Annotated in this window: 16 protein-coding genes and 1 pseudogene; 7 read left to right on the top strand and 10 right to left on the bottom strand. The window is 65.5% G+C overall.

Annotated elements, in window-relative coordinates; all coding sequences use genetic code 11:
* Positions 1 to 49 precede the first annotated feature (49 nt).
* From ACE10X_RS31915 to ACE10X_RS31905, 3 genes are read left to right on the top strand one after another with little or no spacing between them, the layout of a single operon-like run.
* Entirely contained in the window at positions 50 to 1,228 is a 1,179-nt protein-coding gene (locus ACE10X_RS31915; protein ID WP_304557620.1) for an NEW3 domain-containing protein, read from the top strand.
* Positions 1,225 to 2,211, top strand: coding sequence for an ABC transporter ATP-binding protein (locus ACE10X_RS31910; RefSeq protein ID WP_304557621.1), 987 nt, complete (start codon positions 1,225 to 1,227; stop codon positions 2,209 to 2,211). The genes ACE10X_RS31915 and ACE10X_RS31910 overlap by 4 nt, the downstream gene beginning before the upstream one ends.
* Positions 2,201 to 3,163 carry an ABC transporter permease gene (locus ACE10X_RS31905; protein WP_038383379.1) on the top strand — a complete coding sequence of 321 codons (963 nt, stop codon included), beginning with the start codon at positions 2,201 to 2,203 and terminating at the stop codon, positions 3,161 to 3,163. Before ACE10X_RS31910 ends, ACE10X_RS31905 begins: the two co-directional genes overlap by 11 nt.
* Positions 3,164 to 3,181: 18 nt before the next feature.
* Here the strand turns inward: ACE10X_RS31905 and ACE10X_RS31900 are convergent, their stop codons facing one another.
* The 3 genes from ACE10X_RS31900 to ACE10X_RS31890 form a co-directional block, all read right to left on the bottom strand.
* The gene (locus ACE10X_RS31900; protein ID WP_038383380.1) at positions 3,182 to 4,741 is read right to left on the bottom strand and encodes a glycine betaine ABC transporter substrate-binding protein; all 1,560 of its coding nucleotides are present in this window, start codon (positions 4,739 to 4,741) and stop codon (positions 3,182 to 3,184) included.
* Positions 4,738 to 5,526 carry an ATP-binding cassette domain-containing protein gene (locus tag ACE10X_RS31895; protein WP_038383381.1) on the bottom strand — a complete coding sequence of 263 codons (789 nt, stop codon included), beginning with the start codon at positions 5,524 to 5,526 and terminating at the stop codon, positions 4,738 to 4,740. Before ACE10X_RS31895 ends, ACE10X_RS31900 begins: the two co-directional genes overlap by 4 nt.
* Before the next feature lie 147 nt (positions 5,527 to 5,673).
* Positions 5,674 to 5,889, bottom strand: coding sequence for a hypothetical protein (locus ACE10X_RS31890; protein ID WP_016844293.1), 216 nt, complete (start codon positions 5,887 to 5,889; stop codon positions 5,674 to 5,676).
* Positions 5,890 to 6,119: 230 nt separating this feature from the next.
* On the opposite strand from ACE10X_RS31890, the gene ACE10X_RS31885 reads away from it, so the two are divergent.
* The 4 genes from ACE10X_RS31885 (at position 6,120) to ACE10X_RS31870 (ending at position 8,462) form a co-directional block, all read left to right on the top strand.
* Positions 6,120 to 6,956 (top strand): hypothetical protein, encoded by an 837-nt coding sequence (locus ACE10X_RS31885; protein WP_028342360.1) that lies wholly within the window; start codon positions 6,120 to 6,122, stop codon positions 6,954 to 6,956.
* Positions 6,957 to 7,107: 151 nt separating this feature from the next.
* Positions 7,108 to 7,779, top strand: coding sequence for a hypothetical protein (locus ACE10X_RS31880; RefSeq protein WP_244435727.1), 672 nt, complete (start codon positions 7,108 to 7,110; stop codon positions 7,777 to 7,779).
* A 41-nt stretch (positions 7,780 to 7,820) separates the two neighbouring features.
* Positions 7,821 to 8,093: a DUF3551 domain-containing protein gene (locus tag ACE10X_RS31875; protein WP_375763372.1), complete on the top strand. Its 273-nt coding sequence runs from the start codon at positions 7,821 to 7,823 to the stop codon at positions 8,091 to 8,093.
* A gap of 99 nt (positions 8,094 to 8,192) precedes the next feature.
* Positions 8,193 to 8,462 carry a DUF3551 domain-containing protein gene (locus tag ACE10X_RS31870; protein ID WP_038383383.1) on the top strand — a complete coding sequence of 90 codons (270 nt, stop codon included), beginning with the start codon at positions 8,193 to 8,195 and terminating at the stop codon, positions 8,460 to 8,462.
* 33 nt (positions 8,463 to 8,495) lie between these two features.
* Here the strand turns inward: ACE10X_RS31870 and ACE10X_RS31865 are convergent, their stop codons facing one another.
* The 7 genes and pseudogenes from ACE10X_RS31865 to ACE10X_RS31835 all read right to left on the bottom strand — a co-directional run bounded on the left by ACE10X_RS31865 (position 8,496) and on the right by ACE10X_RS31835 (position 13,121).
* Positions 8,496 to 9,242, bottom strand: a complete 747-nt coding sequence (locus tag ACE10X_RS31865; protein ID WP_051002857.1) for an FAD-dependent monooxygenase — start codon at positions 9,240 to 9,242, stop codon at positions 8,496 to 8,498.
* Positions 9,243 to 9,318: 76 nt separating this feature from the next.
* Positions 9,319 to 9,669 (bottom strand): annotated as a pseudogene (locus ACE10X_RS31860) (FAD-dependent monooxygenase); the annotation flags it as partial.
* 34 nt (positions 9,670 to 9,703) lie between these two features.
* Positions 9,704 to 10,099: a hypothetical protein gene (locus ACE10X_RS31855; RefSeq protein ID WP_157787887.1), complete on the bottom strand. Its 396-nt coding sequence runs from the start codon at positions 10,097 to 10,099 to the stop codon at positions 9,704 to 9,706.
* A 23-nt stretch (positions 10,100 to 10,122) separates the two neighbouring features.
* The gene (locus ACE10X_RS31850) at positions 10,123 to 10,317 is read right to left on the bottom strand and encodes a hypothetical protein (protein ID WP_244435728.1); all 195 of its coding nucleotides are present in this window, start codon (positions 10,315 to 10,317) and stop codon (positions 10,123 to 10,125) included.
* A 26-nt stretch (positions 10,318 to 10,343) separates the two neighbouring features.
* Complete coding sequence (locus tag ACE10X_RS31845; protein WP_085970547.1) at positions 10,344 to 10,937, bottom strand: 3-phenylpropionate/cinnamic acid dioxygenase subunit beta; 594 nt, start codon at positions 10,935 to 10,937, stop codon at positions 10,344 to 10,346.
* A 31-nt stretch (positions 10,938 to 10,968) separates the two neighbouring features.
* Positions 10,969 to 11,775, bottom strand: a complete 807-nt coding sequence (locus ACE10X_RS31840; RefSeq protein ID WP_038383387.1) for an SDR family NAD(P)-dependent oxidoreductase — start codon at positions 11,773 to 11,775, stop codon at positions 10,969 to 10,971.
* A complete protein-coding gene (locus ACE10X_RS31835) occupies positions 11,772 to 13,121 on the bottom strand; it encodes an aromatic ring-hydroxylating dioxygenase subunit alpha (protein ID WP_018272981.1) in 1,350 nt (449 codons plus the stop codon). Before ACE10X_RS31835 ends, ACE10X_RS31840 begins: the two co-directional genes overlap by 4 nt.
* Between the last annotated feature and the right edge of the window lie 7 nt (positions 13,122 to 13,128).

The raw sequence follows: 13,128 nt of genomic DNA, 5'->3' as shown, positions 1-13,128 counted from the left end.
CGCAGCGTCAAGTCAGCCAATCCCGCCCTTCTTGCAGGAGTGTTTGCCCATGCGAGCGCTCGATGTTGCGCGCCTTGTCGTCGCCTTCGGACTTGCTATCCCCCTTGCCATTCGCTCAGCCTCCGCCGCGGAGCCGCCTCACGACATCAAGGGGCTCTACATGATGACGGACTATCCGGCCGTCACCATCAGGCCCGGCACCACCTCCAACATCTCGCTGCGTCTGCAGAACTACGATCTCGGCCCGCAGCGCTACAAGCTATCGGTCGAGGGCGTGCCGAGCGGCTGGACCGCGACGCTGCTCGGCGGCGGCCAGCCGGTCGCGGCCGCGATGCCGGCGCCAGACTCCAGCGTGCCGCTGCAGCTTCGGCTCGACGTGCCCGCCAACGCCTCGCTCGCCGAGCAGACCTTGACGGTGAAGGCCGAAGGGCAAGGCAGCGAGGCGACGTTGCCGATCGTGGTCGCGCTCGCCAAGGAACTGCCGGCAAAGCTGACGGTGACGTCGAAGCTTCCCGAATTGCGCGGCAGCCCGAAATCGAATTTCGAATACACCCTGACCATCAAGAACGACAGCGGCCGCAACCTGGTCGCAAGCTTCGCCGCGGCGGCGCCGCAAAACTTCGAGACCTCGTTCACCGAGGCCTATGGCACACAGGAACTGTCGTCGATCCCGATCGATGCCGGGCAGTCCAAGGACATCAAGCTCAAGGTGCGGCCGCCGAGCGCGATCGGTGCCGGGCATTTCCCGGTCAAGGTCACGGTCAACGCCGAGGATGCGTCGGCGCAGACCGAGGTGGCACTCGATGTCGCGGGCCAGCCGCAGCTTCAGCTCTCCGGCCGTGACGGGCTGTTGAGCGCGCGTGCGGTCGCCGCCGAGCAGAGCACGATCCCGGTCGTGGTCACCAACAGCGGCACCGCGCCGGCCGACAACATCGAACTCGCCGCGACGGCGCCGAGCGGCTGGAAGGTCACGTTCCAGCCCGCCAAGATCGAGCGTCTGGTGCCCGGCAAGGACACCGAGGTTCAGGCGCTGGTGACGCCGAGCGACAAGTCGCTCGCCGGCGACTACCAGCTCGCGGTGCGCGCCACCTCGCGCGGCGAGACGGCGTCGAGCCAGTTCCGCGTCACGGTGAGCACATCCACCGTCTGGGGCATGGCCGGAGCCGGCGTGATCGGCGTCGCGCTGCTGCTGATGCTGGGTGCGGTTGCGAGGTTCGGACGTCGATGAGCGAACAGCAGAACAACAGTGCTGCAACACGGCCGGAGGCCGTCATCGCGGCACGCGATCTCACCAAGCGCTACGGCAAGACCAGCGTCGTCGACGCCATCAATTTCGACATCGCCAAGGGCGAGGTGTTCGGGCTGCTCGGCCCGAACGGCGCCGGCAAGACCACGACCATCCTGATGATGCTCGGCCTCACCGAGATCTCGGCCGGCCGGGTCAGCGTGCTCGGCTTCGATCCGGCGCGGCAGCCGTTGCAGGTCAAGCGGCGGGTCGGCTACCTGCCCGACGCCGTCGGCTTCTACGATCACCTGACCGCGGTGGAGAACCTCGCTTACGCCGCCAAGTTGATGGGCCTTTCGATGGCCGAACGCTCGCGGCGGATCGCGGCGGCGCTCACCCGGGTGCGTCTGCTCGACGTCGCCGACAAGCGGGTTGCGACCTTCTCGCGCGGCATGCGGCAGCGGCTTGGGCTTGCCGAGATCATCGTCAAGCGCGCCGAGATCGCCATCCTCGACGAGCCGACCTCGGGCCTTGACCCGCAGGCGACGATTGAATTCCTCGACTTGATCAGGGAGTTGAAGGCCGAGGGCGTTACCGTGCTGCTGTCGTCGCATATGCTCGACCAGGTGCAGCGGGTCTGCGATCGCGTCGCGCTGTTCCGGGCCGGAAAGATCGCGATGATGGGTTCGGTGGCCGAGCTCTCGGTGCAGGTGCTGGGTGCGGGCTTCGTCGTCGAGGTCGAAGCCGATGGCGCGGGGATAGCCCGACGGCTTGCCGCGATCCCGGGCGTCGGCAATGTCGAGACGCTTGCCGATGACCGCTTCCGCATGACCGCCGACCGCGACGTCCGGGCCGATGCCGCGCGCGCGGTGGTCGCGGCCGACGGCGCGTTGCGGCGGCTCTCGGTCGACGAGCCGAGCTTGGAGGCGATCTACGCCCATTATTTCCAGGCCACCCCGTCAGGAGGCGTGCGCGATGCGGCGTGAGGGTTCAGCATTCCAGGGCGTTGGTGCCGTCTTCGTCAAGGAGCTGTCGGACAACATCTCGAGCGTCCGCATGCTGATGCTCGAGCTTTTGATCGTGCTGACCGCGATGGCGGCGCTCTATGAGGCGATCGCCGCACTTCGCCAGAACACCGCGGAGGATCCATTCCTGCTGTTGCGGCTGTTCACGGTGAGCCAGGCGCCGCTGCCGTCCTTTGTCGCCATCCTCGGCTTCCTGATCCCGCTGATGGCAATCGGACTCGGCTTCGACCTGATCAACAGCGAGCACAACCGGCGCACGCTGTCGCGTATCCTGGCGCAGCCGATCTATCGCGACGCGCTGCTGCTCGGCAAATATCTCGCCGGGATCGCGACGATCGCGATCAGCCTCACTGCGTTGTGGCTGCTGGTGATCGGCCTCGGCCTGATCTTCCTCGGCGTGCCGCCGGGCGGCGAGGAGATTGCCCGCTCGCTCGCCTTCCTGGTCATTGCGATCGTCTATGCCGGGGTATGGCTGTCGCTCGCCATGCTGCTCTCGATCGTGTTCCGCTCGCCGGCGACCGCGGCATTGGTGGCGCTCGGCATCTGGTTGTTCCTGACCGTGCTGTGGCCGATGCTGGCGCCGGCGATCGCGCAGGCCATCGTGCCGCCCGATCCGCGCTTTGCCGCGCTCGGCCTCGATACGCCGGGCACTGCGATCTGGACCCAGCTGCTGCAGCGCTTCTCGCCGAATGATCTGTTCGGCGAGGCGATGCTGGCGGTGCTGTCGCCGACCACGCGCACACTCGGCCCGGTGTTCCTCGACCAGATCCGCGGCGCGGTGATGGGCGCCCCATTGCCGTTCGGCCAGAGCGTGATGATCGCCTGGCCGCAGACGGTCGGCCTGATCGCCTGCACCATCGTGCTGTTCGTCGCCGGCTACGTCTTGTTCCAGCGCCAGGAAGTCAGGGCCTGAGGTGGAGAGCGCGGCCGCTCAATGCGGCCCGACCTTCTGCCACAGCCAGCGCGCCACGGCGTCGGGCGACGATGATGCGTCATTGCCCGACGCGCGCAGATTCGCCTCGCGCATCTCGGCAATATCGATCCTGCCGAGCAGCGGCCGCAGCGCCGCCTTGAGCGTCTCGTCGTCGCGTCGCCTTGGCGACAGCAGCACGATGGCGTCATAGGGCGGGATGGCGTGCCTGTTGTCCTCGAGCGTGACAAGATCGTATTTCGCGATCAGTCCGTCGCTGGTGTAGCCCGCGATCACGTCGACCTCGCCGGAGGCGACCGCCGCATACATGAAATCCGGCTGCATCTGACGCTGGGCGCGGAACGTCAGCCCATAGGCCTTCTGGATGCCGGCCCATTCCGGCCGCGAGAAGAATTCATAGTCGCCGGCGATCGACATCGTGGCGGCGCGTGAGGCGAGGTCGGCGATCGAATGGATGCCGAGCTCTTCGGCGCGCTTCCTCGGCATCACCAGCGTATAGGCATTCTCGAAGCCGAGCTCGCCGAGCAGCGTGATGTCTTGCTTCGCCAGCGTCGTCTGCAACTCGCCCAACAGCTCGGCGCGGGGTTTGATGTCGGTGTGGTGGAACTGGTTGGCCCACAGCGTGCCGGAATAGTCGACATAAACATCGATATCGCCGGCCGTGAGCGCGTCGAAGATCACGTTGGAGCCGAGGCCGGCGCGGGTCGTGGCCGGAAGGCCGGCCGCTTGCAGCCGCTGCGTGATCAACGCCGACAGCACATATTGCTCGGTGAACGTCTTGGCGCCGACGACGATGCCCGCATGCGGGCGCGCGATCGCGGGCACCAGCGTCGCCGCGATCAGGGCGGCAATACCAAGCCCGCCGAGCGCCGTCCGGACGCGGCTGCGATTGCGCAGGCCGTTCTCGATCAGCGCCAGCAATTGGTCGACCACAAGCGCGAGCACGGCCGCTGCGAAGCAGCCGAACAGCACGAACACCCAGTTCTGGGTCTGCAATCCCGCGAAGATATAGTTGCCGAGGCTGGTCTGGCCGATCGGCGTCGACAAGGTGGCGGTGCCAATCACCCATACCGCCGCGGTGCGGATTCCGGCCATCATCACCGGCAGCGCCAGCGGAAGCTCGACCATGGTGAGCGATTGCCGTGGCGTCATGCCGACGCCCTGGGCGGCTTCCAGCACCGCCGGATCGACCCCCGATAGGCCGGTGATGGTGTTGCGCAACACCGGCAGCATCGAATAGAGCGCGAGCGCCAGCACAGCCGGCAGAAAGCCGAAGGCGGAGAAGCTGAAGCCGAGCCACGCCGCGGTCAACGCGGCGAGCGCCAGCAGCAGGGGATAGAACAACGCGAGCAGCGCGAGACCGGGCACGGTCTGCACGATGCTGGCAAGCCCGAGCAACGTCGTGCGCAGCACCGGCCGGTTACGGGCGATGATCGCAAGCGGCATGCTGATCAGAAGCCCGAGTGCCAGCGCGGCGACGCTGACCCGCACATGATTGCCGAGATAGTCGGGCAGATGCGCGAGCGCCTCGCTCCAGCGCGGATCGGCTGATAGATTCATGCGGTGTCGCCCCGCGGCAGCAAAGCGCCCAGGCGTTCCGCCTGCCGCCGCGGCGTGCGCATCAGTTCACCGACATAGGCGTCGGCGTTGGCCGAGAGCTCCGCCGGCGTGCCCTGGGCCAGCAGCCTGCCGCCACGCATCACCGCGACACGGTCGGCCAGCAGCAACGCCTCGGTCATGTCGTGGGTGATCATGACCGTGGTCAGGCCGAGCTCGCGGTGCAGCGTTCGATAATCGTCGCCGAGCGCGTCGCGGGTGAGGGGATCGAGCGCGCCGAACGGCTCGTCCATCAGCACGATGCGCGGCTTCGCAGCCAGCGCACGCGCGACGCCGACGCGTTGACGCTGGCCGCCGGAGAGTTCGTGCGGCATACGCTCGCGATATTGTGAGGGGTCGAGCCGCACAAGGTCGAGCAGTTCGTCGACCCGCGCCGAGATCTCCGCTTGCGTCCAGCCGAGAAGCTTCGACGTGATGCCGATGTTGCCGGCGACGGACAGATGCGGAAACAGCCCACCGCTCTGGAAGACATAGCCGATGCGGCGCCGCAGCAGGATGGGATCGACGCGGCTGACATCTTCACCTTCGACGGCGATCCGGCCGTGGTCGGCTTCGATCAGGCGATTGGCGAGCCTCAGCAGCGTTGTCTTGCCGGAGCCCGAGCCGCCGACGATCGCCAGGAATTCACCCTCGGCCACGTCAAGCGAGACGTCGTCGACCGCCACCACGCGACCACTGTCAAAACTCTTGCCGACATGCGCATAGGCAATCAGCGGCGTTACGGGCATTCCAGGGCGACCTCATGTCTCACTGTCGTGAACGACAGTGATAGCCCATAAAATGGACTTTGACTTGAGGCGCGCGCCTGCGCCGTGTGGTTTCGCAGGCTGTTCCGGTCGAAGCGGATCAGCCCCGTCCGGGGCTGTGAGCACACATCACACTTCGTTCTTGGGTACGTACTTGCCCATGATGCATTTATAGCTCTGCAGGTGCCATTCGTGATACGGCCCCTTGGCGAGCCAATCGGCGATGCCGATCTGCGCATTCACTGCGCAGGCGCCCATGGTGATGCCGGATTGGTCACTCGTGGTGACGACCTTTTCCATGCAGAGTTGAGCATTGCAGAGGATGGCGACGAGCGTAACGAGCATGACGGCCTTTATCAGTGGGGTTAACCCGGTCTGACCCGAATCATGCAGGGTTCATGCCACTATCAGCAGCTTTGGCGCCGCAGCCGACAAGACCGGGAAAGTACGGCCGGAGCGAATCGTCACGCCCGTGAGCGCGTAGCCGCACGCCCGTAGATACGCTATAGTCGGTGCCCAACTACGACGTGAGATCGGGGCGAGCGAGGAACGTTGCGCGGTCGGGGGCTGCATCGATGATGACGTTACCTGAGTTGGCGGCAGGTGCTTTGGAGAAGTTTCTCGCCACGCATGTCAGCCGCACCTTCGGCGCTTCGCAGGCGCGCTTCGGCGAACTCCTGCCAGCCGCCGCGCGCATCGCGCTGGAATGCATCGGCAACAGCGACGCGCTCTACCACAATGTCGAGCACACGATGCTGGTCACGCTCGCCGGGCATGACATCATCCGCGGCCGCGCGCTGCACACCCACGTCACCGCCGAGGATTACACCCACACCATCATCGCCTGCCTGACTCACGACATCGGCTATGTGCGCGGTCTTTTGAAAGGCGATGGACCCGACGGCTACGTCATCGATGCCTCCGGCAAGAAGGTGGTGCTGCCGCGTGGCTCGTCGGATGCCGGCCTGATGCCGTATCATGTCGACCGCTCGAAGCTGTATGTGCTCGACAGGCTCGAGGCGGTCCTTCCGCTCGATCGCGAGCGCGTCGCGCGCAACATCGAGGGCACGCGGTTTCCGGCGCCCGAGGGCCAGGAATATGACGATGAGGCGTCGATCGTCCGGGCGGCCGATTTCATCGGTCAGCTCGGCGATCCCAACTACATCAGGAAGGCCAACGCGCTCTATCACGAGTTCGAGGAGGTCGGCATCAACCGCCAGCTCGGCTATGAGTCGCCGGCCGATATCGTCGACCGCTATCCGCAATTCTACTGGAACATGGTTGCGCCGCACATTCAGGGCGCCATCAACTGCCTGAACATGACGGCAAGCGGCCGCCAGTGGATCGCGAACCTCTATAGCAACGTGTTCCGCGCCGAGCGCGAGGTGACGCTGTCCGGCCCGCAAATCTGACGCCGCGGCCTTTCGGCACGGATTGCGCTGCGTTCCCCAGCCGTTCGCGGAGTGTCCACATTTAGGCCTGCTTCGTCGTTGCACAGTCCGTGGAAATCAGCGACCTTGCGCCATGGATCCCTCCAGCGACCGTGTTTTCGACCGTTTCAGCATGATCTCCCGTTTCGCTCAATTGATTGCGGCTGTCGTCCTCTGCTGGCCGGCGCTCGCCGTTGCCGCCGGTCCGGTCTACGACGTCGACCTGTACGCGTTGATGTCCGGCACTTGCCGCAATGTCACCGTTGCGGGCCGCAGCTACACCTGCAAGGCAGTCGCCTATTTCCACACGCTGCGCGGCCGTTCCGAATTCACCGTGGTGCTCGACGATCCCGCCGACAAGAGCCACATCATCTCGTTCTCCGGCGAGAGCACCGAGCGCACCCAGGACAATCTGTTCGAACTCGCGGTCGACCGCATGTTGCTGAAGTCCAGCGACCGCCCGCGGGTAGATGGCCTGCCGGTGCCGCTGGTCGAGATGTCGACCGGCTCATGCCGCCAGGTCGGAAGCTTCATCACGCGGCAGGTGTCCACCATCTCCTGCGCCGCGACCGACCAGAACGGCAAGAAGTACGAGCTGAGCTTCGAATCTGACGGCTCGCCGATGACGTTGCGCCGGTTGCGGCAATCGACGCTGCCGTCCGAACGGCAGCGGGCGCGCCAGATCGCGCAGCTCGAATGCCGTCTCAAGGCGCGCGCCGCGCAAGTGCTGCCGCGGGACACGACGGCCTTCATGATCCGCTGCCTCGGCGAGGGCGACGGCAAGCCGGCCGACGAACAGCGATAGCCACGCGCCCGGCGATCCGGACCAGGCTTGAGGAGAATTCGATGCGCTTGAAATTCATCATCATCGCCGCCCTCGGCGCTTGTCTCGCCGGGCCCGCCGCCGCGCAAATGTACGATCCGAATTTCCCGGTCTGCATTGAAGTCTATGAAGGCAGGCTGACGCCCGAATACGTCGATTGCAGCTTCACGTCGCTTCCGCAATGCCAGGCGACGGCCTCGGGGCGGTCCGCATCGTGCTCGGTCAATCCATTCTACAAGGGTGCAAAAAAGCCGACCAAGGAGCGGGGTCAACGATACCGCCAACCCGGTAACTAGCGCTTGGGCTGGCTGCCAATCCGGCCGTGATGACCGTCGCGCCGCTGACGTGCTTGACTAACCCGGGCAGTTAACCGTCCGAGCAACAAGGAGGGACCGATGCGCCTGAAACTGTTCGCGATCGCCGCATTCGCGGTCGCCTTGGCCGGACCTGCCGCCGGGCAGGCTTACGATCCGAACTATCCGGTGTGCATGCATGTCTATGGCGGCCGGATCGGCGGCGGAAACTATATCGATTGCAGCTTCACCTCGATCCCGCAGTGCCAGGCGAGCGCGTCTGGCCGTGGCGCGATGTGCTCGGTGAATCCGTTTTTTGCTCCGCCGCCGCCTCCGAAGCGCCGGACGCATCGCCGCCATCACGCTTACTGATGCAGGGGTACCTGACCCGTCGAACGCCGGGCGTCAGACCGGTACGTTCAACGCATCGTAGGTGAACAGCCAGTCATAGCGCTCGCGCGCCCGGTCCGGCTGCCATTCGCGCGAGACATAGGCGTCGGCACCTTCGGCGTCGGCAAGCGCGGGATTATGGAAGCGCCTGGCATTCTCGGCCGACTTCACCACGATCGCGTTCGTCCGCGTCAGCCGCGCGGTCTCGTAACGCCGGAGCGCTTCCTCGGGCGGGAAGCTTTCAAGGCAGCGCGCCAGCACCATGCCGTCCTCGACCGCCATGTTGGCGCCCTGGGCCAGGAACGGCAGCGTCGGATGCGCGGCGTCGCCGAGCAGGCAGGCGCGCCCGACGACGAAGCGATCGAGCGGGTCGCGGCCGAGCAGCGCCCATTTGTAGGGAATATCGAGGTTTGCGATGATGGCGTGAATCTGTGGATTCCATCCGGCAAAGGCACCGCTGCAGGCCTCGCGCGTGCCGCGTTCGGTCCATGACTCGACCGACCAGCTCTCGCCCTCGAAGATGCCGACGAAGTTCAACAGCTCGCCACGGCGAACCGGATAGGTGATGACGTGGCCGCCCGGGCCGACCCAGTTGGTGCCGACGTCGCGCCTGAGGGGTGGCGGTAGCCGTTGCATCGGCACCAGGCCGCGCCAGGCGGCCACGCCCGCGAAGAAAGGTTTGGTGTCGCCGCCGATCTGGCGGCGAATTTCGGAGTGCACGCCGTCGGCCGACCACAACGTCGCCGTGCCGACGCTCGCCATTGGCAAGGTGCAGCCAGATGCCGTCGCCGTCCTGGTCAAATCCGCTGCAGCGGCTGCCGAGATGCAGGTGCCCCGGCGCTCGAGCTGTGAATGCGTCGACCAGCACGCGGTGAAAGTCGCCGCGATGCACCATCCAGTAGGGCGCGCCGTAGATCGCGCGCGAGGAGGCGCCGAGGTCGAACAGTTTCCAGGTCCGCCCGGTGCTGAACAGCCTGATCTCCTTGCCCGAGGGCTCGCAGGCGATCGCCTGCATCTCCTGCTCGAGCCCGAGCGCGATGAGGACGCTGGTGCCGTTGGCGCTGAGCTGGACACCGGCGCCGAGCTCGCGCAGCTCCGACGCCTGCTCGAAGATCTCGACTTCGATGCCACGCTGCAGCAGCGACAATCCGGCGACGAGGCCGCCGATCCCGGCGCCGGCGATCAGCACTTTTGGCTTGAGGTGTGTATTCACACGAACATCGCTATCTGCGCGTGATCAGGAAGTCGTCGGTGAATTCGCCGCGCGACAGCTTGACCGGGATCTCGCCGTCGCTGCCGATCTCGACGATCTCCGAGCCGGACTTGTTATCCTCTGGGGTCAACAGCTCGATGCGCTCGGCGATCCGCTCCGCCTGCCAATCGGTCAGCTTCCAGGCAAAACAGCCGCCGAGATCGCGCATGCCGAATTCGTCGTCGGCGGGCGCCAGCACCAGCGCGTCGCGCGAGACGGCGCCGGGAATCCGCTCCGCCACGGCAATGCTCTGCGGATTCTCGGCAAAGCGCCGCAGCAGCTTTGCCAGGGCGGCGAGATCGGCGGCTTCGCCGAGGAACAGGAACAGCGGATGAAAATCGCTCGGCATGTATTCAAATCGCAGCATGATCGTCGGTCCGTTGACTGGGACTACTCGCTAAGCACCTTGATGACGTCCTGGGCATGGCACAGCTCCACCGTGCCGACATCGCCGGGCCGGGCAGGGCACTCGAGATAACGCACCTGCAGCCACTGGCCGTCGTTCATGTTCTCCACCACCTCGGCGACGACGCCGGCCTCGAGTTTCAGCCGTGTCCCCACCTTGATCGCCATCACGTCAATCATCGCTACCCTGCTACCCTTGGCCACGCTCAGAAGAACGTGGTGAGATTCTTGGCCAGCAGGATGTTCTGTTCAAGCAGTATCTCGCGCCTTGCGATCTTGAAGCCATTGCCGGCCGGACGCAGCGTGTCGTTGCGGCGGCCGACGAAGATGTAGGTCTCGTACTCGACGCGGTTCTGATAGACGAGGAAGCGGCTGGTGACATCGAGCTCGTGTGGCGCACCGATATCCGGCCGCACGCCCCTGATCTGGACATTGCTGACCATGTGCGTGATACGCGACAGCGGCTCCTCGGCATAGTGCACGCCGGTCAGGATCTGCTCGACCCGCTTGGTCAATGTCCATTTGTCCTCGTCGAACCAGCTGATGCCTTCGCCGCGTTTGGTGTTCTCGCGCGCGGCCTGCTGGCCGAACTTCACGTTGCGGCGGATCGGCATGAAATAGCTGATGTCGTCGGTGAGTAGCTCGAGCCAGTCGCGGAAGCGCCGGTCGTCGAGCAAATCGGCCTCGTGATAGTAGAAATCCTCGACATCGGCCTTCAGCCGGTAATAGGCCGCCGATCGCTCGATCGCAGCGTTGCCGGCGTGTTGTTGTTTGTCCTGATCCTGAACGGTCGTTGTCATCGCTATCTCCTCATCAGGCATCGCAGGGTTGTCAGAGCGCCGGCTTGGGCGGAATCGGTCCGCCCTGCTGGGCGAAGCAGCCGACATCGATCACGGTGCCGGACAGCGTTTCCGCTTCCGGCGACAGCAAAAAGGCGACCACATTGGCGATGTCGTCACCGGCGGCGACGCGGCCGGCGGCGGTGCCCGGCGCGCCCTTGCCGAACCGCGCCGCGTCACCGCCGACACGGCCGAGGCTCATGCCGCTGACGATGCCGCCACCACCGGGGATCACGGTGTTGACGCGGATGCGCTGGTGGAAGAAGTCGTAGGCCATCGCCGCGCTGAGCGCGACAACGCCGCCCTTGCTCGCGCTGTAGACCGCCATGTTCGGCTTGCCCCAGCCGGCGCCGGATCCGATGTTGACGATCGAGCCGCCGCCTTGCGCGATCATGTGCGGGATCGCGGCGCGGCTGGTCAAATACGGTCCCTTCAGATTGACGGCGATGATCCGGTCGAACAGCGCCTCGTCGGTGTCGAGCACGGTGCCGAGCGGGCCGATCGCGGCGTTGTTGACGACGCCGTCGATGCGCCCGAACCGCGCCATCGCGTGCGCGACTACCCTGGCGACATCGCTCGCTTGCGACACATCGGCTTCCATCAGTTCGGCGGAGAGCCTTTCGCGATCGAGCTGTTCGCGCAAGGCCGGAATGGCGTTCTCTGCGGTACTCGAGACCTGCGGCGCTTCGAGGCCGAAGGCCACCACCGCGTGGCCGCGCCGCGCGAGGCCGAGCGTGATCGCGCGGCCGATGCCGAAGGTGCCCCCGCTGACGAGGACGGTTTTTGCCGGCGCGGTCATTCTGCAGCCTGCCGGTTGCCTGCGGGCGATCCGAGCAACTCGTGCCAATCGCCGCCCTGCATGTAAGTGGTCCAGCGGCGATAGAAGCCGCGCGCGATCTGCTCGGTGACTTGGGTCGAGACATCGCCGCCGAGCGGATGATCGGTCACGTAGGCGCCCATCGACTGCTGATAGTTGAAGGGATAGCGTCGCGCTACCGTTCCGGTGCTCGCCGCGGTGGCATAGAGCCAGTTCTCCATGTCGTCCTGCTCGGTCATGCCGGCCGGGCCGGAGTAGCGCATGTAGTAGCGGCGCAGATATTCCTTGGCTTCCTTCGGCGCGTCCTTGTCGACAAGGAAGAAGCGCCAGCCTTCGGTCGAGGTCGGGCTGTGCGGATGCCAGGCGCAAAGCCCGCGCGGCTGACGACCATGATAGGACGTGTTGGGGAAGATCGTGCCGACGAACGGCAGCAGCCGCGCCCCTTCGCCGAGCCGCCGCTTGCGCTCCTCGAAACAGTGCCGGAAGTATTTTTCGAGGATCGGGTTGTCGAGGAAGGACTCGATGTATTCATTGGCCTCCGGCTGGATCGCGCTGTGCACGCCATGGCCTTCCGGAAAGCTGATCCAGACGTGCTGCGCCTTCTCCAGCTCGTCGTCGCGGCGGCCCTTCTTGCCGGCGGCAGCGCTCGGTCCGATGCCGATCAGGTCGACCGAGCGATGGCTTGGATTGTGATAGGTGTCGCCGAGGAAATTCTCGGCCGCGAATTTCCAGTTGGCGGGGAACACCCATTTGTGGACGCCGATCACCTCGGAGCCGCCCTCGCGGCCGTCGCGGCAGTCGAGCGCCTGGTCGAGATGGACCTTGGCATCGCCGAGATAGGTGATGAAGTCGGGCGCGTCCTTGTCCCAGGTCGCCCAGATCGAGCCCTTGTAGTTGCAGAGCTTCGCCACCGAGACCAGCGAGTTGGCGTCGCGGTCGAGCACCCCGTCATACAGCGTCCGGTGCAGCGGAACGCCTTGCAGCTTGCCGTCGGTGGTGTAGGTCCAGCTGTGATAGGGGCAGGTGAACAACGACGTGTTGCCCTGCTCGTAGCGGCACACCTTCATGCCGCGGTGCCGGCACGAATTGAGAAAGACGTGGATCTCGCCCTTCTTGTCGCGGCAGAGGATGACGGATTCCTCGCCCATCCGCGAGGTGTAGAAATCGCCAGGATTGGGCACCAGGCTTTCATGGCCGACCAGCAGCCAGGCGCGGGTGAAGACCTTGTCGAGCTCCTGGCGGTAGATATCGGCGTCCACGAAGATCTCGCGGCTGATGAAGCCACCCTTGACGTCAACAAGCTGATCGAAATCGTTGCGAAGCGGCATCGGCTCC

The organism is Bradyrhizobium sp. Pha-3, from assembly GCF_042258325.1.
Lineage (GTDB): Bacteria > Pseudomonadota > Alphaproteobacteria > Rhizobiales > Xanthobacteraceae > Bradyrhizobium > Bradyrhizobium elkanii.
This window is presented reverse-complemented; position numbering and strand designations above follow the sequence as displayed.

Coding starts and splice junctions, on each gene's coding strand:
- ACE10X_RS31915 (WP_304557620.1), top strand. CDS start 50: ATGCGAGCGCTCGATGTTGCGCGCCTTGTCGTCGCCTTCGGACTTGCT.
- ACE10X_RS31910 (WP_304557621.1), top strand. CDS start 1,225: ATGAGCGAACAGCAGAACAACAGTGCTGCAACACGGCCGGAGGCCGTC.
- ACE10X_RS31905 (WP_038383379.1), top strand. CDS start 2,201: ATGCGGCGTGAGGGTTCAGCATTCCAGGGCGTTGGTGCCGTCTTCGTC.
- ACE10X_RS31900 (WP_038383380.1), bottom strand. CDS start 4,741: ATGAATCTATCAGCCGATCCGCGCTGGAGCGAGGCGCTCGCGCATCTG.
- ACE10X_RS31895 (WP_038383381.1), bottom strand. CDS start 5,526: ATGCCCGTAACGCCGCTGATTGCCTATGCGCATGTCGGCAAGAGTTTT.
- ACE10X_RS31890 (WP_016844293.1), bottom strand. CDS start 5,889: ATGCTCGTTACGCTCGTCGCCATCCTCTGCAATGCTCAACTCTGCATG.
- ACE10X_RS31885 (WP_028342360.1), top strand. CDS start 6,120: ATGATGACGTTACCTGAGTTGGCGGCAGGTGCTTTGGAGAAGTTTCTC.
- ACE10X_RS31880 (WP_244435727.1), top strand. CDS start 7,108: ATGATCTCCCGTTTCGCTCAATTGATTGCGGCTGTCGTCCTCTGCTGG.
- ACE10X_RS31875 (WP_375763372.1), top strand. CDS start 7,821: ATGCGCTTGAAATTCATCATCATCGCCGCCCTCGGCGCTTGTCTCGCC.
- ACE10X_RS31870 (WP_038383383.1), top strand. CDS start 8,193: ATGCGCCTGAAACTGTTCGCGATCGCCGCATTCGCGGTCGCCTTGGCC.
- ACE10X_RS31865 (WP_051002857.1), bottom strand. CDS start 9,242: ATGGCGAGCGTCGGCACGGCGACGTTGTGGTCGGCCGACGGCGTGCAC.
- ACE10X_RS31855 (WP_157787887.1), bottom strand. CDS start 10,099: ATGCTGCGATTTGAATACATGCCGAGCGATTTTCATCCGCTGTTCCTG.
- ACE10X_RS31850 (WP_244435728.1), bottom strand. CDS start 10,317: ATGATTGACGTGATGGCGATCAAGGTGGGGACACGGCTGAAACTCGAG.
- ACE10X_RS31845 (WP_085970547.1), bottom strand. CDS start 10,937: ATGACAACGACCGTTCAGGATCAGGACAAACAACAACACGCCGGCAAC.
- ACE10X_RS31840 (WP_038383387.1), bottom strand. CDS start 11,775: ATGACCGCGCCGGCAAAAACCGTCCTCGTCAGCGGGGGCACCTTCGGC.
- ACE10X_RS31835 (WP_018272981.1), bottom strand. CDS start 13,121: ATGCCGCTTCGCAACGATTTCGATCAGCTTGTTGACGTCAAGGGTGGC.